Genomic DNA, 25,503 nt, shown 5'->3' with positions numbered 1-25,503 from the left:
AACTGTGCAAGTGAACTATTTTGTTATAAAAAGCGATTGACGGATTTTATTGTAGCCCGTATTATCCACCCCGTTCTCAACCAGAACGCCCTGCGGTGCGGTAGTTCAGTTGGTTAGAATACCGGCCTGTCACGCCGGGGGTCGCGGGTTCGAGTCCCGTCCGCACCGCCAGAATTTATAAGCCCTGAGTTTTTTACTCAGGGCTTTTTGTTTATACAGAACATTTCAAATCAACTTCTAAAAATACGTTGTTCCTGAAAATTCCCCGTTGGAATCGATGACAAAAAATCCCACGCTGGCGGTAGGCGGTGTGTACCATCAGTTTTTCCACGTCGGCGCGGTGCAGGCCATTTTTTTCTTGCAGAGAGAAAGTTGCACTGAACCTGCGATGTTTTCACCTTCTAGCGCGACAAGTAGTAATCGATAACCTGATATAAGATCTGCTTCGACATCTTGCCAGTATTGTTCTGCTTCGTTTTCTTCCAATGGTGCAATAAAGCCGATGGAAGCATCACTTTCCAGTATAAAAATCTATTACACGTGAATTTTGTTCATTACCCTAATTCGGCAGAAAAACGAGACTTTTTGGCCTTGATTAACCTATTGAGTATCGTGTCTAATACGTTGCTTTCTATTGCGCAAATCACGCTAGGAAGCTATTCCCTATTTGCGCAAGAGCACCTTTAGTTGTCGGCATGGTCTTGACAGAGAACCAAAACAACGAGGTAAATCAAAGAATTATTGTCAAGAAGAAATTAAGATAGTTTTCCTTATCATCTGGCATTAATTATCTGGTATTAATGATTGCGGTTTGTATGCTGCGCTGCGAAAATTAGTTCTTAGTTCACTAACGCTTTTATCCGACTTGGAGTAAAGAATGATCACTCGTAAAACCCTTGCTAATGCTATCCGCTTCTTAAGCATGGACGCTGTGCAGAAAGCAAAATCAGGGCATCCTGGTGCACCAATGGGAATGGCTGACATTGCCGAAGTGCTGTGGCGCGATTATCTTAACCATAATCCTTCTAACCCTGGTTGGGTTGATCGTGACCGTTTTGTGTTATCCAATGGCCACGGCTCCATGCTGATTTACAGCCTTCTGCACCTGACGGGTTATGATGTTTCTATTGATGATTTGAAAAATTTCCGTCAACTGCACTCTAAAACGCCAGGCCATCCAGAATATGGCTATACTCCAGGCGTAGAAACCACGACTGGCCCATTGGGGCAAGGTATTGCCAATGCAGTAGGTTTTGCGATTGCAGAACGCACACTGGCAGCGCAGTTCAACCGTCCAAACCATGATATTGTCGATCACTACACTTATGTGTTCATGGGTGACGGCTGTATGATGGAAGGGATCTCCCATGAAGTTTGCTCTTTAGCGGGTACACTGAAACTGGGCAAATTAATCGCATTTTATGATGACAACGGTATTTCTATCGACGGTGAGGTAGAAGGTTGGTTCACTGATAATACCGCAGCGCGCTTTGAAGCCTATGGCTGGCATGTTATCCGTGGCGTAGATGGTCATGACTCCGATGCGATTGCGGCAGCCATCGAAGCAGCACGCAAAGAAACAAACAAACCATCCCTGTTGATGTGCAAAACCATCATCGGTTTTGGTTCACCAAATAAAGCAGGCAAAGAAGAATGTCACGGTTCCCCGCTGGGTGATGCTGAAATTGAAGCAACCCGTAAAGCGTTAAGTTGGGAACATCTTGCATTTGAAATTCCTCAGGACATTTACGCTGGCTGGAACGCCCAGGAAGCAGGTAAGACCAAAGAAGCAAGCTGGGAAGAGAAATTTGCTGCATATGCGCAAGCTTATCCAGAACTGGCTGCCGAATTCAACCGTCGTACCAGCGGTGAATTGCCAGTGAACTGGGAAGCGGAATCCAAAGCATTCATTGAAAAACTGCAACAAAATCCAGCCTCCATTGCCAGCCGTAAGGCATCACAAAATGCACTGGAAGCATTCGGTCAAGTTCTGCCAGAATTTATGGGTGGCTCTGCTGACTTAGCACCAAGTAACCTGACCATGTGGTCTGGCTCTAAGCCTCTGAACGAAGCTCAGGATGGTAACTACATTCACTACGGTGTGCGTGAATTCGGTATGTCTGCCATCATGAACGGTATCGCATTGCATGGTGGTTTTGTGCCTTATGGCGCAACATTCCTGATGTTCGTGGAATATGCCCGTAATGCGGTACGCATGGCGGCACTGATGAAAGTGCGTAGCATCTTCGTTTATACTCACGATTCCATCGGTTTGGGTGAAGATGGCCCAACTCACCAGCCAGTCGAGCAGATTGCTAGCCTGCGCGTAACGCCAAACATGAGCACATGGCGTCCATGTGACCAGGTTGAATCTGCGGTTGCATGGAAATATGCAATTGAGCGCAAAGATGGCCCAACTTCACTGATCTTCTCCCGTCAAAACCTGGCACAGCAGGATCGTACCGCTGAGCAATTGGCGAATATCGAGAAAGGGGCTTACATCCTGAAAGATTGCGCAGGCCAGCCTGAATTGATCCTGATTGCAACCGGTTCCGAAGTGGAATTGGCAGTGAAAGCGGCTGAACAACTGACTGCTGAAGGTCGTCAGGTTCGTGTGGTTTCTATGCCATCTACCGATGCTTTCGATAAGCAGGATGCTGCATACCGTGAAGCGGTACTGCCAGCGGCAGTTTCTGCCCGTGTTGCCATCGAAGCGGGTATCTCTGATTACTGGTTCAAATATGTCGGTATCAATGGCGCTATCGTCGGTATGAACACTTTCGGTGAATCTGCACCTGCTGATGTTCTGTTTAAAGAGTTTGGTTTCACTGTTGAAAATATAGTAGCTAAAGCAACGGCTTTGTTGAAATAATCAGCAAGTAATTCCTATTAAGCGCATTCACATCAATTTTAGAGTGAATGCGCTCTTTTTTTGTTCAACTTTTCTTCCATAATGTGACGAAGGGTGCTTGCCATCACTCTTTTTTTCTCGTAATCTGCTTTTATGGTTGCTGAACCGTTTCAGTTAGGTGCATAAATGAGATAATAAAATGTCTTGTCTGTCACAATCTGGTTAATTTTGTGATGAATTATCAGTACAAGTAGATATTGCTCAGTTATCCTAAGCGGTTGCGTAACTACAGAGAAATTCAGGGAGTAACATGACTATCAGGGTAGCGATTAATGGTTTCGGAAGAATAGGGCGCAGCGTCTTGCGTGCTCTTTACGAATCAGGGCGTCAAGCTGAAATTTCAGTGATCGCTATCAATGAGTTGGCAAATGCACAAGGCATTGCTCACTTGTTGAAATATGATTCCAGTCATGGGCGTTTTGCATGGGATGTACGCCTGAATAATGATTTATTGCAAATAGGGGACGATAGCATCCGGCTGTTTCATCAACCGAATATCTCGGTTTTGCCGTGGAAAGAGTTGGGTATTGATATCGTTCTTGATTGCACAGGTAAGTATGGTGAACGGGCAGACGGAGAGTCTCATATCGCCAGCGGAGCCAAAAAAGTCCTATTTGCGCATCCAGGAGGAAATAATCTGGATGCAACCGTAGTATATGGTGTTAATCACCATTCATTGGTTGCCGAAGATCGCATTGTTTCTAATGCATCCTGTACAACAAACTGCATCATTCCAATCATTAAAGTGTTGGACGATGCGTTCAACATTGAGTCTGGTACAGTGACAACCATTCACGCATCGATGAATGATCAACCCGTGATTGATGCTTATCACTGTGATTTACGTCGAACCCGGGCGGCCAGTCAATCCATCATTCCTGTTGATACAAAACTGGCTGCGGGGATCACACGTATTTTCCCTAAATTTAATGATCGGTTTGAGGCGATTTCTGTTCGAGTACCCACTATCAATGTGACAGCCATTGACTTGAGCGTAACAGTCTGTTCGCCAGTGAATGTGGAAGATGTGAACCAGCTCCTGCAAAAATCAGCGACCAGAGAGTTTCATGGTATAGTGGATTACACAGATCTGCCGTTGGTTTCAACGGATTTTAATCACGATCCCCACAGTGCTATTGTGGATGGCACACAAACGAGGGTTAGCGGGAAACACCTGATTAAAACCCTTGTGTGGTGTGACAATGAATGGGGCTTTGCCAATCGCATGATTGATACCGCATTGGCAATGGCCGCAACCGGTTTCAAATAATCATTTGTTGTGTCACAAACAGCACACAGCAGAAGATTGAGTAATTTTATAAAGAATCAATGAGAGGATTCACCATGTCTGTAATTAAGATGACTGATTTAGATCTGGCGGGTAAACGCGTATTGATCCGTGCTGATCTGAATGTGCCTGTAAAAGATGGCAAAGTGACTTCTGATGCACGTATTCGTGCGTCTTTGCCGACAATTGAGGCTGCGTTGAATCAGGGAGCCAAAGTCATGGTTACTTCTCACCTGGGACGCCCGACTGAGGGAGAATACAACGAAGAGTTCTCACTGCAACCTGTCGTTGATTATCTGAAAGAAGCACTTTCTTCTCCTGTTCGTCTGGAAAAAAACTATCTGGATGGTGTTGAAGTGTCGGAAGGCGAATTAGTGGTTCTGGAAAACGTTCGCTTTAACAAAGGTGAGAAAAAAGACGATGAAACGTTATCAAAGCAATATGCTGCACTGTGTGATGTGTATGTAATGGATGCTTTTGGTACTGCGCATCGTGCACAAGCGTCAACTCATGGCGTTGCTAAGTTTGCCCCGATTGCCTGCGCGGGTCCATTGCTATCTGGTGAACTGGACGCTTTGGGTAAAGCACTGCACAGTCCTGCCCGTCCAATGGTGGCGATTGTAGGAGGCTCGAAGGTTTCAACCAAACTGACCGTTCTTGATTCTCTGTCCAAAATTGCTGATCAACTGATTGTCGGTGGTGGAATTGCTAATACATTTGTTGCCGCAGAAGGGCACAATGTTGGTCGTTCATTGTATGAAGATGATCTGATCGCAGAAGCGAAAAAACTGATGGAAAGCTGTGACATCCCGGTTCCTACCGATGTCCGTGTTGCGACAGAATTCTCTGAGACTGCGGAAGCAACGCTGAAATCCACCAGCGAAATTAAAGATGAAGAGCAGATCCTTGACTTGGGTGATGCTTCTGCCGAACGTCTGGCTGAAATCCTGAAAAGCGCCAAGACCATTTTGTGGAATGGTCCTGTAGGTGTTTTTGAATTCCCTAACTTCCGTAAAGGAACCGAAATTATTGCCCGTGCAATTGCTGAAAGTGATGCTTTCTCTATCGCAGGAGGCGGTGATACTTTGGCGGCAATCGATCTGTTCGAAATTGCTGACAAGATCTCTTACATCTCTACGGGTGGTGGTGCTTTCCTTGAATTCGTTGAAGGCAAAAAACTACCCGCCGTTGTGATGCTGGAAGAACGTGCTAAAAGTAATTAAGTTGTAATAACAGGCAGCATTGGCTGCCTGTTCAATGTCAATACAGGACCACGTAACATGTCTAAAATTTTTGATTTCGTAAAACCGGGTGTCATCACTGGTGATGATGTTCAAAAAGTCTTTGCCATCGCTAAAGAAAACAATTTCGCGTTACCAGCGGTTAACTGCGTCGGTACTGATTCCATCAACGCAGTGTTGGAAACGGCGGCAAAAGTACGTGCTCCGGTCATTATCCAGTTTTCTAACGGCGGTGCTTCTTTCATTGCCGGTAAAGGTATGAAAGCAGAAGGTCAGCAAGCAGCGATTATCGGGGCTATTTCTGGCGCCCACCACGTTCACCAGATGGCAGAACATTATGGTGTGCCTGTCATCCTGCATACCGACCATTGTGCACGTAAACTGCTGCCATGGATCGATGGCCTGCTGGAAGCGGGTGAGAAACACTACGCACAAACGGGTAAGCCTCTGTTCTCCTCTCACATGATCGACCTGTCAGAAGAATCTCTGGAAGAAAATATCGAGATTTGCAGCCAATATCTGGCACGTATGGCGAAAATCGACATGACGTTGGAAATCGAACTGGGTTGTACTGGTGGTGAAGAAGATGGTGTTGATAATTCCCATCTAGACAGCTCTTCTCTGTACACTCAGCCGGAAGATGTGGCCTATGCGTATGAGAAACTGAACGCTATCAGCCCACGTTTCACCATCGCGGCTTCTTTCGGTAACGTTCATGGTGTATATAAACCAGGCAACGTTAAACTGACGCCAAAAATTCTGCGCAATTCACAGGACTACGTTTCTGAAAAATTCAACCTGCCACATAACAGTCTGGATTTTGTCTTCCACGGGGGTTCCGGCTCTACCGCAGAAGAGATTCAGGAAGCAGTGAGCTACGGGGTAGTGAAAATGAATATCGATACCGATACCCAGTGGGCAACTTGGGAAGGTATTCTGAACTACTACAAAAAGAACGAAGGCTACCTGCAAGGCCAGTTGGGTAACCCAGAAGGGGCAGATAAGCCTAACAAGAAGTTCTACGATCCACGTGTTTGGCTGCGTGCTGCTCAGGCTTCCATGGTTGTTCGTCTGGAGCAGGCTTTTAAAGAACTGAATGCAGTTGATGTGCTGTAATAAATTGTTATTCAGATAGTGTAAAAGCTGGCTAGGTTCTTTGTGAATTAGTCAGCTTTTCCGCCCGTTATTTGACTTATCAACGAGCGGAAAATTGTTCAATTCATGAGTGCCAGATAAATTACGCTTTCATAATCTTGTTCAGCCACGGCACCATAAAGGCCATAATCACAGCGACAATCAGGGTTGCAATCCCAATTTTACCGAATACGCCAGTATAAATTGGCAGGGTTTGCAGTGGGTTAGTCACGCCTTCTGGTGCGGCAGTAAAGGTTGCGACATAACTCCCCAACACTGATGCAGCGGCTTGTGACAGGAACCACATACCCAGAATAAAACCAGTCAGATAGCTAGGAACAAACGTTGCTACCATTGCCAGTCCCAATGCGCTGATCATTAACTCTCCGGCGCTCTGGAACAGATACACCAGCACGATAAACCACGGAGAGGTAATTCCATGCTCATCAGCAAATAAACCAGAAGCTGCTGCCGTCAGGAAGCCCAGAGAGCACAAAAACATGCCGAAGGTGAATTTTGTTGGCATGGAAAAATCTTTGCCTTTGTTGCCCAGTTTAGTGTAAACCACGGCCAAGATAGGGCTGACGACGATGATCCAGAATGGATTCAGTGCCTGAAAACTGATGGGGTTGATATTAAAACCAAGGATCTGGTGATGAACATTGTTGATGGCGAAGAAGTTGAGGGAAGTTGGCATCTGGTTATACAGGATATAGAACACGATAGCCTGAAGCATCAGAATAAAGGCCACAAACATCTTATTGCGGCCGATTCTGTCCAATTTGAATGTCTGCCAGAAGAAAATCACCACAACGATGGTTGAGATCGCTATAAGGGCAATATTGGCAATTTTGATGTTATGCAATAACCATGCACAGATGCCAATCATTACAACTGTACCGATCAAAACCAAAAACAAGGTGATATAGCGTAACGGGGCATGGTCTGGCTCTGAACCGATATTATGTACCATACGGCGGCAGGCGATATAAACCAGCAGGGCAATAATCAGGCCGATGCCGCAGATATTATAGGTGACTGCATAACCATATTTTTCGGCAATGACGGGGGCAAGAGAAAGGGAAACCAGAGAACCAAGGTTGATGGACATATAAAATAGCGTAAATGCACCATCCAAACGCGGGTCTTGCGGCCGGTAACATTTTGCCAGCAGACTGGCAGGGTTAGCCTTGAAAAGGCCATTACCGACAGCGACGGTTCCCAGGGCATAAAAAATCAGCTCAGGATTGATGATGGAAAGGCCAATCATGAAGTAGCCGATCGCCAGTACGATAGCACCCAAAATAATGCTTCGTTTTGTCCCCAGTAAGTGATCACCAACATAACCACCGATGGAAATCAGGCCGTAGACCAGCGCCGTAAATGCGCCAAAAGTAATAAATGATTGTGTTTCTGAAAAACCAAGTTGTTGAACGAAGTAAACGGCCAGAATACCTTGAACGCCGTAGTAGCCAAATCGTTCCCACAGTTCTACAAAAAATATCATGAAAAAGGGTTTGGGTTGATCCCATAAACCGACTGGAGCGGTTTTACTCATAGTGAATGCCTCTGTTAGCTATCATTAGATGAGCAATACATTTAGATAGAAATATATTCAGATAATTTCGCTGTTGTTAACATATTTTTAGCTTAATGTATCGCGTTGGTTGTGATTTTGTTTATTTACTCAAGGTGACCGTGAAGCGGGGAGGTTAATATACTGGTATGGTATCTTCTCAACGATGGATCACACTAACGAAAAAGAGTAATACCAGATCTGACGGAATATTCACTAAATTAATATCAAAAATGATTAATGAGCGGGTTTTATGCTCGCAAACAACTCAATTAGGTTGTCATTTAACCTTTTTTGTTTGTTATTTATTAAAAAGTGGTAGGTGAAATAAAAACGAGGGCGAAATAGATCACTAATGTATATATATTAATTTTTTGTTATATTTGGCTATCTATTTCGGTTTTTGAAATGAGATTGAGAATTTTTAACTTGACATTTTCGGCTAATATTCAGCGCTAAATCTATTAAATAGCAATTTAAAAGATATCACGAAGAATTTAGAGATGAAGGCTCTTTGTTAAGAAACCTTCATGTCAGGAGGCTATGTTTGGAATATTTTTGTTTTGCTGTGCTTTTTTTAAACAACGACTGTCATGCTTTTATCCATCACTGGATGAAAATCACGCTTAAAGTAAATAAGCCCATGACCTTCTTCACGAACAATAATTTGTTTTATTTCTACTAGATATACATAGTGAGTGCCGACTTCCTGCACTTGTTTGATACATCCTTCTAAATTGGCGAGTGTCCCTTGCAACAAGGGTTGCCCTAGTATGCCAGTTTTCCAGATATCCCATTTAAAGCGCTCTTCCATGCTGACACTCGTCATACCAGCGAAATGGCGCGCCATCAATTCCTGTTCATGATTCAGGATATTGACACACAGACGGCCATTTTCCTGAAATACCGGATTCATGGTGCTATTGCGATTAATACATACCATCAGAGTCGGAGGCGTATCTGTCACAGAGCACACCGCCGTTGCAGTCATACCACAGCGCCCCGCAGAACCATCCGTGGTGATGATATTCACCGCCGCAGAAAGGCTTGCCATCGCATCCCTGAAACGCAAGCGATGTTTATTTTCTACAGACATAATAGGCCTCCTACTACTGACTTATTTCAGCAGCTTATCTAACAGGTTAATATCACAATTATTGTGTAAATGGGGACTGATCCAGCCATTCACATCATAGTCAGAAAGACAGCGATCCACCAATTCTGTCATTTTCTTCATATTACCGGAGCCATAGGCATGACGCAGACATTGCAGGCGAATTTCGTCCTGACTGCCGGCGTAATTGATTTCGTATAATTCATGACGACCACCGAACTCACTGCCAATGGCATCCCACATTAATTTCAAGATCTTGATTCGTTCCACATGGTCAATACCATTAGAGCCACGGACATACTTCTCAAGATATTTATTGATCTCTGGATTATTCATGTCACGTACACTGGATGGCAAATAAATCAAGCCACTGGTGACATTGCTTTCAATAATATTCTTGATTTTTGTATAAGCCATAGGAGCCATCACGCGATAAGTCTGAATGGCTTGGGTATCGGGTAGATAGGCGCCATTTTCCCACGGCTTGGCTTCTGCCCACATCGCATCAGTCAGTGACCAGAACAGATTGCGCCATGCAACGACCTCTCCCAGATCGGCCTGAACACCACGAAAATCCACCACGCCAGTGCATTCAAGGCTTTTTTGCAACAGTGCCGTAATGAAATCCAGCTTAACGGCAAGACGTACGCAGGCTTGCATAGGGAATAGCCGCGCAAAACCACTTTGCACCGCCCAATTACGGGCTCGATCAAAATCGCGATAAATTAACACGTTTTCCCACGGAATTAATACCTTATCCATCACCAGAATGGCGTCATTTTCATCAAACCGACTGGAAAGGGGGTAATCAAAGGGGGAGCCAGTAGCACCAGCCACCAATTCATAAGAGGCGCGGGAAATTAATTTCACGCCATCGGCATCCATTGGCGCAACAAACATAAGGGCAAAATCAGGATTATCCCCGATAACCTGTGCAGAGCCAAAACCGATGAAATTATAGTGAGTCAGGGCTGAATTGGTTGCGACGACTTTAGCGCCACTGACAATCACGCCGGCATCTGTCTCTTTTTCTATCTTGATAAAAACATCTTTGACCTGATCGGCTGGCATATGGCGATCAATCGGTGGGTTAACAATCGCATGGTTGAAATAGATGCAGCTTTCCTGAATGCGCTTATACCAGATACGAGCATTGTCAGCGAATTGTCCATAATATTCAGGATAAGCACCCAATGAACAGCAGAATGCGGCTTTATAATCGGGTGAACGTCCCATCCAGCCGTAGGTCAGGCGTGACCATTCGGCAATGGCATCGCGCTGCTGGCGGATATCATCAGCGCTGGTGGCGAAGCGGAAGAATTTATGTGTGTAACCACCACTTCCGGTATCGGTATCCCAACAGAGTCCATCGTGGGTTTCCGGAGCATGAAGGGCATCATACAGTTGACCAATTGAAGCAGCCGCATTGCGGAAAGCCGGATGTGTTGTGACATCTTTGACCTGTTCACCATAGATGTAAATTTCGCGGCTATCCTGAAGTGAACTCAGGTATTCTTTACTGGTAAATGGGCGTTTATGATCAGCACGTAAATTTTCTAGTCTCATAGCAACCTCATACTCCAAAAAGTTCCCTTATTTTGGTTTGTTATCCACATGGGGAACAAGTGTTAATTTTATGTTTCTTTCATTGTTTGATTGAAGCGACTAAACGGCTCTTCTTGAAGAGACTTTTGGAGGATTTACTGGTACTTTTCGATAAAAGCCGGCAATTTATTGCGTAAATGTGACCGGCTTTGTGTTTTGGTAATAATTATTTTGCTGTGTCAGGGGGGAGGGGGAGCACTTTCATACATAACGATAGTATAAAATTAATCCTCCCCTAAATGGGATCTTGCTGTCATAAAGGCCGATTGGGTAGATCTGATTGTCCCATGGGTCACATACCACTGATTCATGGTTCCATGTCTTAGGATCTGTTTCATGTCCTGTTATTCTGCCAATCACCACAATTGTGTGTGCATCTTCACTTCTGTTATCAATGTTAATGTCAAATAGATCAATAGGTCTTGCTCCCAGCATTTTAAGATGTGAAAAAGCAAGAGTAGCTTTTTCTCCACAATTTCCCAGATGAGACTCTATAGTGGCAGCGTTAGAAAGCAGAGCACATTTTCTGTAAAAAGAATCAGAGGGTATTTCGTCAACAACTTGCCGTAGCCTTTCTTTAATAGCTCTTCTTGTATTTAATAACTCGAAATTGCATCTTCTTCTCTCATATTGTTGTTCAGTTGTTTGATATGGCAGTTTATTTGGAGATATAATACCGATTTGAATGTTTACGTAGTTAATAGCTCTTCTGGCTAAAAATAGGTTATAGGGAAGTGACATTGTTATTTCTCCTTTATTTCGGAAAATTTGTTCAAGTGGTATCTCAGTCTTAATATGCCATTAAAAAAATATCAATTGTAACTTTTCACTGTAATGACCGATATCAGCTTCTGTGGCATAGTTATTGGAAATTAATCGTTATTGGGAAATTAATTGTTGTCTAATAATATGTTCCTGTAGTGCTTTAGCGACAAACATATTACAGCATTAGTGGTCATTGACGTTTGCTTGATGATATCTGGATATTTTTTAATAATTTAATTGATTAACTTAAAAATATATCCACCTTCATGATATTTAAGGAAACGTTTATGAATTATGTTGCTTCAACTAATATTTTATCGCTTTCCTAAACTCAGAAATAGACCGGTTACTGAATATAATTATTTCCACCTGAATTCCTCTCCCGCCAAACACTCGGTGAGCACCCCACTAATCGATTAAAAAATCGGGTAAAATAAGCAGGATCTTTAAACCCAAGCTGATACGCTACCTCAAATACGGGGCTATCACTAAACAGCAATAACCGTTTTGCTTCCCTTAGTAATCGGTCAAAGATCAGTTTTTTGGGTGGTCGATTGGCAAAGCGTCGGCACATATCCTTTAGGCGTGATTCCGTAATTCTCAATTTTTCTGCATATTCTGGCACGGCAAGATGTTGATGATAGTGTTGATCAATCAACTGGTTAAAGTGCTGAAACAATTTCAATTCTCCTCTGACACCACCGGCACGATGATCATCAAGAGGAATACTGCGCAATAGAAAGGTAAATAAAGATTGAGCCAGGAAAGCCAGTGATTGTTCTCGTCCGGCAAATTGGTTGGCAGATTCACGTCCAATCAGGGCCCAATAATGGTTGAATGTTTCCAATTCATCGTACTTATCCGCGACGGAAAGACAAATAGCCGGAATATCAACCAGTTCTCGATGGGTGGGATAAAGCGAACTGAGCAAGGGGGTAATTAGATCCTGACGAACAGTCAGTACATAACCGTCAGTATCTTCCTGCGTAAAAAAAGCATGAGGAACAGAAGGTGGAGTCAGGATAAACAGCGGAGCTTGTACGGAATAATGTTGTGCGTCTAATTGCAGTTCGATCCGCCCTGTCACCAGATAATGCAGTTGGAAAAAACCATCATGGCGATGCGCCTGCATATCACGCCCGAAAAATGCAGCCATGCGACCAAAAGTTTGATAGTGAATATCATCTGATCCCTGGGTTTCGTCATAATCCTTGCTGATATCAATATTAGAAATGATGGACTTGTTGACTCTGAGCGCATGGGATGCAGGCATCGGTTTTTCTCCTGTATCTTTAAGGTATATCAATATGTTGCTCGTTATTTACGAGGTTACCTGTAGCCGTGCATGTTTCATTGGGATCAGAAAAACAATTAACGCACCGATGATCAGTAATCCAGCGACGAAATAAAGTCCAGCACTGAAATTACCTGTTTGATCTTTTAACCAACCGATTAGCAGAGGACTGACAGCAGATCCCACATTGCCAGTGGCATTGATCACGGCAATTCCTACTGCGCGAGCGCGCAAGCTGATCGATTGATCCGGCGTTGTCCAGAATACCGCCATAGCCGTAAACGATCCGGTGGAAGCCATAATAATCCCAAATAATTGCACCATGCTGTTATCAGTCAATGAAGTTAAAATCCAGCCTGCGGCGGCAAACAGATAGGGCAAAGCCGTGTGCATTTTGCGTTCTTGCAGGCGATCTGAGCGGCGGCTCCAGTAAATCATGCCCAAAATCGTGCAGAATTGTGGAATGGCAGTCAAAATACCAATAGTTACATGGCTGCTGCTCTGATTAAAACTCTGCATAATCTGTGGGGTCCAGATATTAATAGCACTTAAGGTGTTGGTCAGACAGAAATAAGCAAAGGTGTACATTAATACAATGGGGGTAGAAACCTCACGCCATAAGCTGGTTTGTTGTTGAATCTGCTCACTGGGCTGCGTTATAGCAGTCTTATCGTTTTCTATCATCTCTTGCAGGCATTGCTTATCTTCACGAGTCAACCATTTGGCCTTTTCTGGTGAATCATCCAGATAAAACCAGACAGCAAAACCGAGCAAAACAGAAGGGAATCCTTCCAGCAAAAACAACCATTGCCAGCCACGCAGATTCCAGATGCCATCCATTGCCAGAATATAACCGGAAATGAGTGAACCAAACGCCATCGTCACGGGCATGGCGATCATAAACAGCGCATTGGCGCGCGCGCGATAATAAACCGGAAACCAATAAGTCAGATAAACCAAAATACCCGGCAAAAAGCCTGCTTCTGCAATACCCACCAGCATACGCAAGATATACAGGCTCGTGGGACCAGTGGCAAACATTGTGGCGGTGGAAGCGATCCCCCATAACACCATAATGGTAGCGATCCAGCGGCGAGCTCCCATAATGCTCAATATCACATTGCTGGGAATGCCGAAAATGACGTAAGTGGCGTAAAACAGTGTAGCGGCCAGACCAAACATGGTGGATGTTAAACCGAGATCGTTTCCCATCGTCAAACCCGCAAAACCAATATTGATGCGATCCAGAAAAGAGAAAATGAACAGAATAAAGAGAAAGAGGATCAGACGCCGGAATAATTTATTGATGACACTTTGCTGTTGGGTGGTCAGCTTTTTATGTTGATGAGGTGGATTTTCTGATTTTGGTACAGTGTCAGGTGAAATGCTCATTGGTGTTTCCTTGATTTGTGAGTTGCTTGGTTTTCCTTTATTGGCGGGAAGTTACAATCTATTGGCTATATGTGGTGGTTTACACCGCAATCAGGAACTTCAATTGCAATGGCAGATGTCGCACGCAACATCAGCCATTATTGAGTTATCATTTTTGTCAAAACACTACTGTCGATTATTTGCTGAAATGCCTTGCCAACGTGTTGGCTGCTCCGGTCAGCAGGATGGTATCAACCCCTACGGCAACAAATAGCGCACCCAAATCGAGGTAATGTTTAGCTGCATCAACATTGGTCATCAAAATGCCGGCAGCCTTGCCGGAAGATTGGATCTGAACAATCGCTTGTTCAATAGCAGCCTGAACTTCAGGATGTTGCGGGTTATCGATGTGTCCCATATCTGCACTGAGATCTGCCGGGCCGATAAATACGCCATCAACACCTTCGACAGCCGCTATTTCCGAGAGGTTTTGCAGGGCCTCACGGGTTTCTACCTGCACCAATACACATATTTCGTCATTAGCACGGGACAAATAGTCAGGAATGCGGTTCCAGCGAGAAGCGCGTGCCAGGGCACTGCCTACACCACGAATACCTGCGGGTGGATAGCGGGTCGCCCTGACCGCTTCGCGCGCTTGCGCCGCATTTTGAATCATTGGGAATAATAACGTTTGTGCACCAATATCCAGCAACTGTTTGACGATCACCGGATCATTCCATGCCGGACGAACAACAGGCTGGCTTGGATAAGGGGCAATTCCCTGTAATTGGGCAAGAATGGTGGAGATATCATTGGGAGCATGTTCACTATCAATCAACAACCAATCAAATCCCGTTCCTGCCAGTATTTCTGCGCTATACCCACTACATAGCCCAAGCCATAATCCGATTTGGGGATGCCCTGCTTTCAGGGCATGTTTAAATTTATTTGTTAGCTGATCCATGGTGTTACCTCAATAGATTTAAACAAAAATAGACTTAAACAAAGTGACAGCTAATTGAACCTAACACGCCGTAATCCACATGAAAGGTATCACCTTTACGCGCAGGAACAGGGCGGGTAAAAGAGCCAGCCAGAATAATCTGGCCTGCTTCGAGTCGAATACCATGCGATGCCAGTTTATTGGCAAGCCATGCGACACCATTGGCGGGATGATTAAGAACTGCGGCTGCTACACCGGATTCTTCAATCACGCCATTGCGGTAGAGCAGGGCACTAACCCAGCGCAGATCCAGTTCATCTGGCTTGATCGGCCGCCCGCCAATAATCACACCACCATTAGCGGCATTGTCAGAAATCGTATCGAATACCTTGCGTGGACGCTGTGTTTCGGGATCGATGTTGTGGCAACGGGCATCAATAAGTTCCAGTGCAGGAATAACATAATCTGTCGAATTATACACATCAAACAGCGTACAGTTCGGGCCAGTCAGGGGTTTTGCCAGCACAAAAGCCAGTTCGACCTCAATACGGGGCACAATAAAACGTTCACAAGGAATGTCACCGCCGTCTTGAAAAAACATATCATCCAGCAGGGCACCATAATCCGGTTCATTAATCTGTGAACTGGCTTGCATGGCCTTGGATGTCAGGCCAATCTTATGTCCCTTGAGAATTCGGCCTTCCTTGATTTTTAAATCTACCCATTCACGTTGAATGGCGTAAGCATCCTCAATAGTGATCTCTGGATAGTCCAGTGAGATTTGTCGGATTTGCTTACGGCTTTGCTCTGCCTGATGTAAACGGTGTGCGACCCGTGATACGATCTCTTGCTGTAGCATAGGGGTTAAGCTCCTTTCGCTTCCAACCCTCCAAAACAGAGGTATTTCACTTCCAGATAATCCTCAATACCGTAACGTGAACCTTCACGCCCCAGCCCCGATTGCTTGATACCGCCAAATGGCGAAATTTCGTTGGAGATCAAACCTTCATTGATGCCTACCATGCCACTTTCCAACGCTTCCGCGACACGGTAAATGCGGCCAATGTCGCGGGAATAGAAATACGCCGCCAGACCAAATTCCGTGTTGTTGGCAATACGGATGGCTTCATCTTCATCACGGAATTTAAGTAGTGGCGCCAGAGGGCCAAAAGTTTCTTCGTGAGCCACTAACATGGAATCGGTAACCTCGGTCAGTACTGTTGGCTCAAAGAACAAACCACCCAGCGCGTGGGATTTTCCTCCCGTCAGAATGCGTGCGCCATTGGAAACCGCATCACTGATATGCTCCCGTACTTTTTCTATTGCCGCTTGATTAATCAGTGGGCCTTGCTGCGATGAGCTATCAGTGGCTGGCCCAACATGAAGCTGTTTCACCGCATGTGCCAAACGTTCTGCAAACGCAGCGTAAATACTTTCCTGTACCAGAATACGGTTGGCACAAACGCAGGTTTGCCCGCTGTTACGGAATTTCGCTGCCATTGCGCCTTCTACCGCCGCATCAAGATCGGCATCATCAAACACGATAAAAGGCGCATTGCCACCCAGTTCGAGGGAGAGTTTTTTCACGGTATCGGCACTTTGTGCCATTAATAACTTGCCAACCCGCGTAGAGCCGGTGAACGAAAGTTTGCGCACGATAGAGCTGGACGTCAGCACTTCGCCAATCGCTTTGGCATCCATTCCCGTGACGATATTGAGAACACCCGCCGGAATGCCCGCCTGTTCTGCCAGGACGACTAAAGCTAGTGCAGAAAGGGGCGTTTCAGCAGCCGGTTTCAGAACCACCGTACACCCCGCAGCCAGCGCAGGCGCAACTTTACGGGTGATCATCGCATTGGGAAAATTCCACGGTGTAATCGCTGCAACGACACCAATGGGTTGTTTGATGGTAGCGAGACGGCGGCCTGGCATGGGAGAAGGCAGGGTTTCGCCGTAAACACGTTTGCCTTCTTCCGCGAACCATTCGATAAAACTGGCACCGTAAGCAATTTCTCCCATTGCCTCGGTGTGGGATTTGCCTTGTTCCGTACTCAGTATTTTCGCTAAGGTAGTTTGATTTTCCATCACCAGATGGAACCATTGCCTGAGCTTTTGGCTACGCTGTTTTGCTGTCAACGACCGCCATGCAGGAAGGGCATTTTGGGCAGCTTTAATCGCAGACTGGGTTTCTTTGGCTCCCAGATCACTGACATTAGCAATAACTTCACCATTGGCTGGATTAGTCACTGCAAAAGTTGCTTTATTTTCCGCATCAATCCATTGACCGTTGATATAGGCTTGTTGACGCAGCAATGGGGTATCCAGATGATTTGCCATAGTTTCCTCTCACTAAAATCGTTACTCTTTTGTTTTAAACAGATTATGAACATTATTGGATTTATAGTTCAGTATGGGATCGAGTTCTTCCATAGTGAAGGAGAGACCCAGATAGCGCCGTGTCATCAATTCACTAAAATGCGTCTTGATTAAGCCAAACAACATTTCTCCGACTTTTTGCCGATCTTCAAGGCTGCGTCCGGCACCAATTTTCAGTGTCATATGAACGAAGGCGTAATCTTGCTTACCATCCGCCATTTGCCAGGTATCCAACCAAATGGCACGGCTGCGGATACCACCTAACGGAAAAATGCCCGTATCTGCTAATGCCTGATTCACTTTGGCAAACAATTCTGGCAACCTGGCTGCTTCACGGATATTTTCAGTACACTCAGCGTAAAAATGTGGCACAGTTTTCTCCTGTCAGGCATCAGTTTTATGTTGATTAACAATATAGTCCGGCAGCGGGAACACTGCGTTAACCTGTCCTGTCCCTGAACTGGCGAACAATTCCGTCAAAAATTCTACTTTGCCGTCATACTTGTCCCATCCAAGCAATCCCAGCAGCATCACAGTATCATGCATGTTGCCTTCTCCCCGACAATATTGCGCATATTCCGGCAGCATTTTGCAAAACTCCTTGAATTTGCCTTCCTTCCAAAGCTGTACGACACGACGATCCATCTGCTCATCAAACTCGCGGGTGTAGCTGTTCATGCCCGTTTCGGCGCGTTGATCTTCAATGAAACTGTGTGACAACGAACCGCTTGCCAGCACGGCAACCGTGCCATCGTATTGCCCAATCGCCCGTAAAATCGCTTCTCCCAGTTTGCGGCTATCTTCAAATGCATGGACAGTACAAAAGGCAGAAATTGAAATCACTTTGAAACGGCGGTCGCTGTTCATATAACGCATTGGCACCAGCGTGCCATATTCCAGTTTCAGGCTTGGGATCTCGTGCGATTGGGCACGAACGCCCATCTGGCGTGCTTCTTGTGCAATCATCCTGCCTAGCTCTGGGTTGCCATCATACTCATAGGTCATATCGCGGATAAAATGCGGCAACTCATTACTGGTATAGATGCCGGAAAAATGGTCAGAACAGTTAATATGATAGGCACTGTTAACCAGCCAATGGGTGTCGAAGACAATAATCGTATCGACACCCATTTCACGGCAGCGTCGGCTGATCTCTTTGTGCCCATCAATAGCGCCTTGCCGGCAACCGTGATGCTTGCCTGGCAATTCAGACAGGTACATAGAAGGGACATGTGTAATTTTCGCTGCTAACGCTAACTTTCCCATAAACCCTCACTTGGTATCAGGATGGACGTTATTCAAACACCCCAACGAGGAATAGGGTGCTCTCCCATTGAGATACAGACGTTCTTCACCTCAGCAAACACTTCAAAGCTGTATTCCCCGCCTTCACGTCCCACACCGGAGGCTTTTATGCCGCCGAATGGCTGGCGCAAATCGCGCACATTCTGGGAATTAACAAACACCATGCCCGCCTCAATACCACGTGCCAGACGCAAAACTTTGCTGACATCTTGTGTCCAGATATAGGAGGCAAGGCCATATTCCACGTCATTAGCCATGCGCAGACCATCTTCTTCACGCTTGAACGGCAACAGACAAGCGACTGGACCGAAGATCTCTTCTTGCGCCACGCGCATGTGGTTATCCACATCAGCCAGGACAGTAGGACGCAAGAAGTGGCCATTTTTCAGATGGGCAGGTAAATCGGTAGGTTTATCGGGACCTCCGGCCAACAGTGTGGCGCCTTCTTCGATCCCCAACCGGATATAATTGGAGACTTTTTCCCAATGTTGCTGGCTGATAAGGCTGCCAACCTGAGTTTGCGCATCTTGGGGATCACCGACACGTAACCGATTGGCGCGTTCAGCAAAGCGTTTGACGAATTCGGGGTAGATACTTTCCTGGATGAAAATGCGGGAACCTGCCGTACAGCGTTCGCCATTGAGAGAAAAAATGGTGAACAGGGCGGCATCCAGTGCGCGTTCAATATCTGCATCTTCAAAAATGAGGACAGGGGATTTTCCGCCTAACTCCATCGAGTATTTTTTTAGTCCGGCATTTTGCATGATCAGGCGACCCGTTGCTGTCCCACCCGTGAAAGAGACCGCGCGCACATCATGATGTTTTACCAGTGCATCGCCGGCGGTGTTACCGTAGCCCTGTACTACATTCAATACCCCAGCCGGAATTCCGGCTTCTAACGCCAATTCGCCCAGACGGTTAGCCGTCAACGGAGAAAGTTCGGACATCTTCAAAATGGCGGTATTTCCCAGCGCCAGACAAGGTGCGACTTTCCACGTCGCTGTCATAAAAGGCACGTTCCACGGGGAAATCAGTGCGCAAACACCAACCGGCTGGATTAATGTATAGTTGAGCATTGTGTCATCAACGGGATAAGTACGCCCGTTCATCTGCTGGCAAATTTCAGCGAAGAAATTGAAATTTTGTGAAGCCCGTGGGATCAAGACATTTTGTGTCTGATGGATAGGAAGCCCCGTGTCCTTGGTTTCCATTGCAGCTATATCGGGAACATTTTGGTCGATCAATTCACCCAAACGGCGCATCAAACGAGCACGTTCTTTCATGGGAGTATTGGCCCATTTGGGAAACGCCTGTTTGGCCGCTGCAACGGCTTGGGCGATCTCTTCCTGCCCGCCTGATGCAACTTCAGCCAGCACCTCACCGGTTGCAGGGTTGGTCGTTGTGAAATAGGTTTTGCTGTCGATATTTTTGCCGTTGATCCAATGGTTAATCGTGGTCATGACAAACTCTCCTCATATTCTTGCTGGCTGACAATGTGATTGACCAAGCGCCCAACACCTTCGACTTCCACGATGACTTCATCCCCAGGAACAACATTGGACAACCCTTTGGGCGTTCCGGTCGCGATCATGTCGCCTGGTTGCAATGTCATAAAATCGCTGAGATAGGTGATTAAGAAGGGAATATCGAAGATCAAATCGGCGGTTGTGCCTTGTTGACGGAGTTCACCGTTCACCCATGTTTTCAGGGGCAGATTATGCGGATCAGCGATCTGCTGTTGGTCTATGATCCACGGGCCAATTGGCGTGAGCGTATCGCGGCTTTTTACCCGCAGATTAGGGCGATAATAATTTTCCAGATAATCACGAATAGCATAATCATTACAAACGGTATAACCCGCGACGTAATTCATGGCTTCTTCTCTGGAAACTTTGTGGGCGGTCTTACCCATCACGACAACCAATTCTGCTTCATAATGCATATATTCCACGTTATCAGGGCGGACAGAAACCTGACGGTGGCCGGTTAAGCTATTGGCTGCCTTGATAAATACCAGTGGTTCTTCTGGTGGCTTAAATTCCAGCTCTGTTGCGTGATCGGCATAATTTAACCCCAATGCGAACAGTGTTCCGCTGGCAGGAGGAAGCCATACAACCTCTTCACCGCTTACTCTATTTCCATCTGGCAAGCGGACATTTTCTTGTTCGTCAACGGTGACATTAACATCCTGACCCTGATAATGAATTTTGGCGTATCTCATGCCTGACCTCCTGCCAATACAACCGTATTTTCTAAGTTAGGGAAGCCATTAGCCTTGACCGTGACTTTGTCGGCAGGATGGAGAGTCACGCGCTGGTGGGGTGTTCCCAATAAAATTGCATCACCCGCTTTTAAAGTGGCGAATTCGCTTAATGCTGCCAATAATTCTGGTGCAGAACGGATGAGATCTTGGGTAGACCAACGATCAACTTCCTGGCCGTTAATTTCAGTCACAATATCGAGTGATTCTACTGAGTTGGTCTTGATCATTTGCCCTAGCGGACAAAAACCGTCCCGACATTTCGCTTTAATGGCAGGACGGTAGAAGGATGTTTCAGGCAGGCTAACTTCGTTTGCCAATGCGTAGCCAGCAATATACTGTTCGGCATCTTGGACTGAAATTTTGCGGGCTGTTTTCCCAATTAATAGTGCCAGGGTTGCGCCGCTTTGTACTGTTTCTCCGACAGGATGAGGAATAACATCCCCTGAATTAATCACGGTATTGCGGGGTTTGATAAACCAAATGGGCGTTTGGGGTGGGACTTTATAAGGTTCTTTGTTAAATGCCTCATGCCAGAAATTGATCTGGCTGCTATGGTTGAGGGCAACGGCAAAAACAGTGCCTTTCATGGACAGCTCCTTGAAACCTGAATGACGTGTTTGCAAGCTCACTTATTAATATATTAATAATACAGGTGTGAGCAATCTTCAATATGTTAAAGGTATTGTTAATTTTAATTGTGATCTATGTAACGGCACTTTATTGGCGATCATTTTTACTACATAAAGATCAGCTTGTTATATTTTTAATCAAGGTCATTTGAGATTGGATTTAACTTTTATTTAACTTTTTGAAGGTGGGATAGTTTTATTTATTTGTTAATGTTGAAGTCTTTCCTCTTTGTGGATGATTTTGAGCGTGTTAGGCTTTTTGGTGTTCATGTTGTCTATAATAAACAGCGTGAGCGTTAAACTTATAGAGAATGACCAGCGATTAACTAAAGAGTCACTTTTACTTATGCATGAATCCTTGACAATTGCATTGCTTCAAGCGAGAGAAACCGCTATGGGTTTTTTTCGGCCTATTTTGAAGAGCTATAATTTAACCGAGCAACAATGGCGTATTATTCGTGTACTTGCGAGTAGCCGTTCTATTGATTTTCATGACTTAGCTTGTCTCACTTGTATCTTGCGTCCAAGCCTGACAGGCATTCTGACACGTATGGAGCGTGATGGACTTATCTTCCGCCTGAAGCCAATGAATGATCAGCGTAAGCTGTATGTTTCTTTGACTCCGGCTGGCCAGGAACTCTATGAGCAAGCAAAAGGGCAGATTGCTGAGGGATATAAGGCAATTGAGGAGGCTTTTTCTCCAGAAAAATTGTCCCAACTTTTAGGGTTATTGGATGAATTTATTGCTATCGGGAACCTCTCTCAAGCAGATTTGGATGAAGAATGCGAACTGTAGATTGAAGGTTTGTTAATATATTAATTAGTTAACTAATCAGGTCAGTATAAAGGCCGCCGTAATGAATTGCATAAAAGCATTGATGCAGTATATTGCGGCGGCTTTTCTGTGCCTGTCAAAATGCATTACCCATATTATGCTGACAGGACAATTTTCAATGCCTTCTCTTGGGCTGCATTACCAAATACTTCATAAGCGGTTTCTATTTCACTTAATGGATAATGATGAGTGACCAGCTTTTCAGGGGCAATTTTGCCGGATTGAACGCTTTTCAGTAGCATAGGGGTACTGCTTGTGTTTACCAGTCCCGTGGTGATGGTAATATTTTTGATCCAGAGGCTTTCCAGATGTAGGTCGACGGATTTGCCGTGGACACCAACATTGGCGATGGATCCACCTGCTGCGATGATGTCCTGACATATTTTGAAGGTTGCGGGGATCCCAACACACTCAATAGCGACGTCTACACCAATACCGTCAGTCAGTTTGTTGATGGCGTCAACGACGTTTTGTTTTGCTGGGTTGATGACCGTGTTAGCACCAAACTGCTGAGCGACGCTAAGGCGGTTATCATCAGTATCGATCATGATGATATGAGCCGGCGAGTAAAATTGTGATGCCAGTAATGCTGATAATCCGACTGGTCCCGCACCAATTAAGGCGATCGTCTGCCCTGGCTGAACCTTACCATTGATAACACCAATTTCAAGACCTGTTGGTAGAATATCGCTGAGCATTAATGCCGCTTTTTCATCGACACCTTCTGGCAGACGATGCAGGCTATTATCAGCATGGGGAATACGTACTTTTTCTGCCTGTGTGCCATCAATTTTATGCCCCAAGATCCAGCCACCCTCTTTACAGTGTGCATAAAGCTGGCGCTTACAATAGGCACAACTACCGCAGACGGTAATACAGGAAATAATCACTTTATCGCCGACTTTAATATTGCGGACAGAGTCCCCAATTGATTCAACGATCCCAATACCTTCGTGACCCAATGTTCGGCCTTGCTCGACAGTGGGAACGTCTCCCTTGAGGATATGCAGATCGGTGCCACAGATGGTGGTTTTGACGATGCGGACGATAGCATCTGTTGATGCAATGAGTTGGGGTGGTGCTTTTTCTTCCCAGCGTTTTTTTCCAGCTCCATGATAAACAAGTGCTTTCATATATCCCCCTTCACAGATGATTTAAGAATGACAGTAATCCAGAGCATACGATTTACATGATCTGTTGCCTAAAGTTTAGCAGATGTAAACATTTTCGATTTTCAGGATGATCTCTGGGTCAGTCGAGAATATAGAATATGACGGATGGGGTAGGGCAGGCTGAGCCAAATATGGGTTGGTTGGCGCTTTATTTATTTTTTCCCTGAATGTGATCTTCTGCAAATAACAGCGATGAGCACAAAATGATAGAACTCTGGTGGAAACTCTCAAGTAAGATTGGCTTTCTAAACAGTGAATTACCAATAAATCTGACTGACAGAGTGACGGTTCCTCATCCAGCTTTGATAACTAATATAAGGAAAGCCAACATGATGTTCAATGAAGTTGACGGTTCGAATACTTTGAAAGGCAAACGGGTTGTAGTCACAGGCGGAGGACGCGATTTTGGACAAGCGGTTTCTGTTTGGTTAGCGCGTGAAGGGGCGTATGTTGATCTCTGTGCCCGCCAATTAGCCAGTGCAGAAGCAACATGTGAGATTATTCGCCGTGAAGGTGGCATCGCCAGAGGTTATCAATGTGATATGAGTCACGCTCAGTCCGTCAGCGATTTTGCTACTCAGTTACTAAAAGACAATCAACCCATTGATATTTTAATCTTAAGTGCGGCTCAATGGCTGGAAGGGCATTTAGGGGAAGGTGACAATAACGAGGATATCGTCAGTACGGTGAATTCAGGTATAACAGGCTCTATCTTGCTGACCAAAGCGCTATTACCGAGCCTGCGCCAGTCACAGGGTGCCGATATTGTTGCTATGGTATCGGTTTGTGGTATTCCCCAATTTACTGAATCTGTCGCTCATCCGGCATTCTTCGCAGCCAAACATGCCATGAGTGGCTTTAGTCAGAATTTAGCCCATCACTTAAGCAAAGAAAATATTCGCGTGACCGGTCTTTATCCGCCTGATTTTGAACTGAATGGCTTTGATGAAGTTTTGGATAATCAGAAAAAAATGGGCGAGCAATTGCTTAATGGCCGTTCAGTGTGGGAAACCATCCGGTTTGTTATCACTCAACCTCGTAGTTGCCACATTAAAGCGATTTATTTCCAGGGGCCGACTTTTAAGGATTTTGCATAGGCCATAGTAAATAAACAGTATAAATAAACAGTAGTCATGTACCACTTGATACAGCAATAATTTGGCGTGATCCATATCCTTAGTTAGCATAATAGTCATGCCATTGCTTTATTGATTGTTAACTTAACTCGCCTCTTTCAGAAAATCGTAGTTCTCTGTCCCCAGATATTTCAGTTCTCCATTTGGCAACCAGCGTACTTGCTCGCCAGTGCGGTAGAGCCACTTATCATGGTTTGGGGTGTGAGAGGATTGGGGGTAAATGCTAACCATTAATCACAAATCCTCCCGCACCGAGCATAGCTCCAAGCATAAATTGATCCAATGCCGTCAACATGCCCATGTGAACGACAGCCACGCTTAACAATGATACACATTGTGTTTGTTGGCACTCGCTTTAGTGGACAATGTTCAATTTTTAGTACTAACATCATTTCCTTGATTTTTTTAGAGAAATATAACGCCTTTTTGAATTAGACGCTCTGGTATAAATAAGCTTTCAAAATAGTAGATCACTTGGAGGGAACTCAGTCCAATTTTTGCGATCTGATTAATCGCCAAATCAAAAAAAATCCCAAAATGGACTG

23 protein-coding genes, 1 tRNA gene and 1 pseudogene are annotated in these 25,503 nt (G+C 45.2%); 7 read left to right on the top strand and 18 right to left on the bottom strand.

Annotated elements, in window-relative coordinates; all coding sequences use genetic code 11:
* Positions 1–94 precede the first annotated feature (94 nt).
* Positions 95–171, top strand: a tRNA-Asp gene (locus Xedl_RS15250).
* A gap of 147 nt (positions 172–318) precedes the next feature.
* Here the strand turns inward: Xedl_RS15250 and Xedl_RS31650 are convergent.
* Positions 319–486, bottom strand: a complete 168-nt coding sequence (locus tag Xedl_RS31650) for a hypothetical protein (protein WP_208605069.1) — start codon at positions 484–486, stop codon at positions 319–321.
* Positions 487–877: 391 nt separating this feature from the next.
* On the opposite strand from Xedl_RS31650, the gene tkt reads away from it, so the two are divergent.
* From tkt to fbaA, 4 genes are all read left to right on the top strand, one after another.
* The gene (gene tkt, locus Xedl_RS15245; RefSeq protein ID WP_074024677.1) at positions 878–2,872 is read left to right on the top strand and encodes a transketolase; all 1,995 of its coding nucleotides are present in this window, start codon (positions 878–880) and stop codon (positions 2,870–2,872) included.
* A gap of 289 nt (positions 2,873–3,161) precedes the next feature.
* A complete protein-coding gene (gene epd / locus Xedl_RS15240; protein WP_074024676.1) occupies positions 3,162–4,181 on the top strand; it encodes an erythrose-4-phosphate dehydrogenase in 1,020 nt (339 codons plus the stop codon).
* Between the two features lie 74 nt (positions 4,182–4,255).
* Positions 4,256–5,422, top strand: a complete 1,167-nt coding sequence (pgk, locus tag Xedl_RS15235) for a phosphoglycerate kinase (protein WP_074024675.1) — start codon at positions 4,256–4,258, stop codon at positions 5,420–5,422.
* A gap of 57 nt (positions 5,423–5,479) precedes the next feature.
* Positions 5,480–6,556: a class II fructose-bisphosphate aldolase gene (gene fbaA, locus Xedl_RS15230; RefSeq protein ID WP_074024674.1), complete on the top strand. Its 1,077-nt coding sequence runs from the start codon at positions 5,480–5,482 to the stop codon at positions 6,554–6,556.
* 121 nt (positions 6,557–6,677) lie between these two features.
* Here the strand turns inward: fbaA and dtpB are convergent, their stop codons facing one another.
* The 14 genes from dtpB to Xedl_RS15160 form a co-directional block, all read right to left on the bottom strand.
* The gene (gene dtpB / locus Xedl_RS15225) at positions 6,678–8,132 is read right to left on the bottom strand and encodes a dipeptide/tripeptide permease DtpB (protein ID WP_074024673.1); all 1,455 of its coding nucleotides are present in this window, start codon (positions 8,130–8,132) and stop codon (positions 6,678–6,680) included.
* A 595-nt stretch (positions 8,133–8,727) separates the two neighbouring features.
* Positions 8,728–9,246, bottom strand: a complete 519-nt coding sequence (gene hpaC / locus Xedl_RS15220; RefSeq protein WP_074024672.1) for a 4-hydroxyphenylacetate 3-monooxygenase, reductase component — start codon at positions 9,244–9,246, stop codon at positions 8,728–8,730.
* A gap of 21 nt (positions 9,247–9,267) precedes the next feature.
* A complete protein-coding gene (hpaB, locus tag Xedl_RS15215) occupies positions 9,268–10,830 on the bottom strand; it encodes a 4-hydroxyphenylacetate 3-monooxygenase, oxygenase component (RefSeq protein ID WP_074024671.1) in 1,563 nt (520 codons plus the stop codon).
* Positions 10,831–11,070: 240 nt separating this feature from the next.
* A complete protein-coding gene (locus Xedl_RS15210) occupies positions 11,071–11,610 on the bottom strand; it encodes a hypothetical protein (protein ID WP_074024670.1) in 540 nt (179 codons plus the stop codon).
* A gap of 370 nt (positions 11,611–11,980) precedes the next feature.
* A complete protein-coding gene (gene hpaA, locus Xedl_RS15205) occupies positions 11,981–12,907 on the bottom strand; it encodes a 4-hydroxyphenylacetate catabolism regulatory protein HpaA (protein ID WP_074024669.1) in 927 nt (308 codons plus the stop codon).
* Positions 12,908–12,955: 48 nt separating this feature from the next.
* Complete coding sequence (hpaX, locus tag Xedl_RS15200) at positions 12,956–14,320, bottom strand: 4-hydroxyphenylacetate permease (protein ID WP_074024668.1); 1,365 nt, start codon at positions 14,318–14,320, stop codon at positions 12,956–12,958.
* Between the two features lie 175 nt (positions 14,321–14,495).
* Entirely contained in the window at positions 14,496–15,263 is a 768-nt protein-coding gene (gene hpaI, locus Xedl_RS15195) for a 4-hydroxy-2-oxoheptanedioate aldolase (RefSeq protein ID WP_074024667.1), read from the bottom strand.
* Between the two features lie 34 nt (positions 15,264–15,297).
* The gene (hpaH, locus tag Xedl_RS15190) at positions 15,298–16,101 is read right to left on the bottom strand and encodes a 2-oxo-hept-4-ene-1,7-dioate hydratase (RefSeq protein WP_074024666.1); all 804 of its coding nucleotides are present in this window, start codon (positions 16,099–16,101) and stop codon (positions 15,298–15,300) included.
* Between the two features lie 5 nt (positions 16,102–16,106).
* Positions 16,107–17,579: an NAD-dependent succinate-semialdehyde dehydrogenase gene (locus tag Xedl_RS15185; protein WP_074024665.1), complete on the bottom strand. Its 1,473-nt coding sequence runs from the start codon at positions 17,577–17,579 to the stop codon at positions 16,107–16,109.
* A 21-nt stretch (positions 17,580–17,600) separates the two neighbouring features.
* Positions 17,601–17,990: a 5-carboxymethyl-2-hydroxymuconate Delta-isomerase gene (locus Xedl_RS15180; protein WP_074024664.1), complete on the bottom strand. Its 390-nt coding sequence runs from the start codon at positions 17,988–17,990 to the stop codon at positions 17,601–17,603.
* Positions 17,991–18,002: 12 nt separating this feature from the next.
* On the bottom strand, positions 18,003–18,884 hold the full coding sequence (gene hpaD / locus Xedl_RS15175; protein WP_074024663.1) for a 3,4-dihydroxyphenylacetate 2,3-dioxygenase: 882 nt from the start codon (positions 18,882–18,884) through the stop codon (positions 18,003–18,005).
* Between the two features lie 32 nt (positions 18,885–18,916).
* Positions 18,917–20,383 (bottom strand): 5-carboxymethyl-2-hydroxymuconate semialdehyde dehydrogenase, encoded by a 1,467-nt coding sequence (hpaE, locus tag Xedl_RS15170; protein ID WP_074024662.1) that lies wholly within the window; start codon positions 20,381–20,383, stop codon positions 18,917–18,919.
* Positions 20,380–21,144, bottom strand: a complete 765-nt coding sequence (locus Xedl_RS15165) for a fumarylacetoacetate hydrolase family protein (RefSeq protein WP_074024661.1) — start codon at positions 21,142–21,144, stop codon at positions 20,380–20,382. The genes hpaE and Xedl_RS15165 overlap by 4 nt, the downstream gene beginning before the upstream one ends.
* Positions 21,141–21,773, bottom strand: coding sequence for a fumarylacetoacetate hydrolase family protein (locus Xedl_RS15160; protein ID WP_074024660.1), 633 nt, complete (start codon positions 21,771–21,773; stop codon positions 21,141–21,143). Before Xedl_RS15160 ends, Xedl_RS15165 begins: the two co-directional genes overlap by 4 nt.
* A gap of 388 nt (positions 21,774–22,161) precedes the next feature.
* On the opposite strand from Xedl_RS15160, the gene hpaR reads away from it, so the two are divergent.
* On the top strand, positions 22,162–22,611 hold the full coding sequence (gene hpaR, locus Xedl_RS15155; RefSeq protein ID WP_074024659.1) for a homoprotocatechuate degradation operon regulator HpaR: 450 nt from the start codon (positions 22,162–22,164) through the stop codon (positions 22,609–22,611).
* A gap of 134 nt (positions 22,612–22,745) precedes the next feature.
* On the opposite strand, the gene Xedl_RS15150 is transcribed toward hpaR, so the two are convergent.
* Positions 22,746–23,783, bottom strand: a complete 1,038-nt coding sequence (locus Xedl_RS15150) for a zinc-dependent alcohol dehydrogenase family protein (RefSeq protein WP_074024658.1) — start codon at positions 23,781–23,783, stop codon at positions 22,746–22,748.
* A gap of 368 nt (positions 23,784–24,151) precedes the next feature.
* On the opposite strand from Xedl_RS15150, the gene Xedl_RS15145 reads away from it, so the two are divergent.
* Positions 24,152–24,919, top strand: coding sequence for an SDR family oxidoreductase (locus Xedl_RS15145; RefSeq protein ID WP_074024657.1), 768 nt, complete (start codon positions 24,152–24,154; stop codon positions 24,917–24,919).
* 123 nt (positions 24,920–25,042) lie between these two features.
* Here Xedl_RS15145 and Xedl_RS27895 read toward each other — a convergent pair whose 3' ends face one another.
* On the bottom strand, positions 25,043–25,189 hold the full coding sequence (locus Xedl_RS27895) for a hypothetical protein (protein ID WP_158024388.1): 147 nt from the start codon (positions 25,187–25,189) through the stop codon (positions 25,043–25,045).
* Between the two features lie 19 nt (positions 25,190–25,208).
* A pseudogene (locus Xedl_RS33695) lies at positions 25,209–25,347 on the bottom strand (cytosine permease); the annotation flags it as partial.
* Between the last annotated feature and the right edge of the window lie 156 nt (positions 25,348–25,503).

It is taken from the genome of Xenorhabdus eapokensis, from assembly GCF_001908105.1.
Note: the sequence above shows the minus strand (reverse complement) of the source record. Positions and strands in the feature narration are given on the sequence as shown.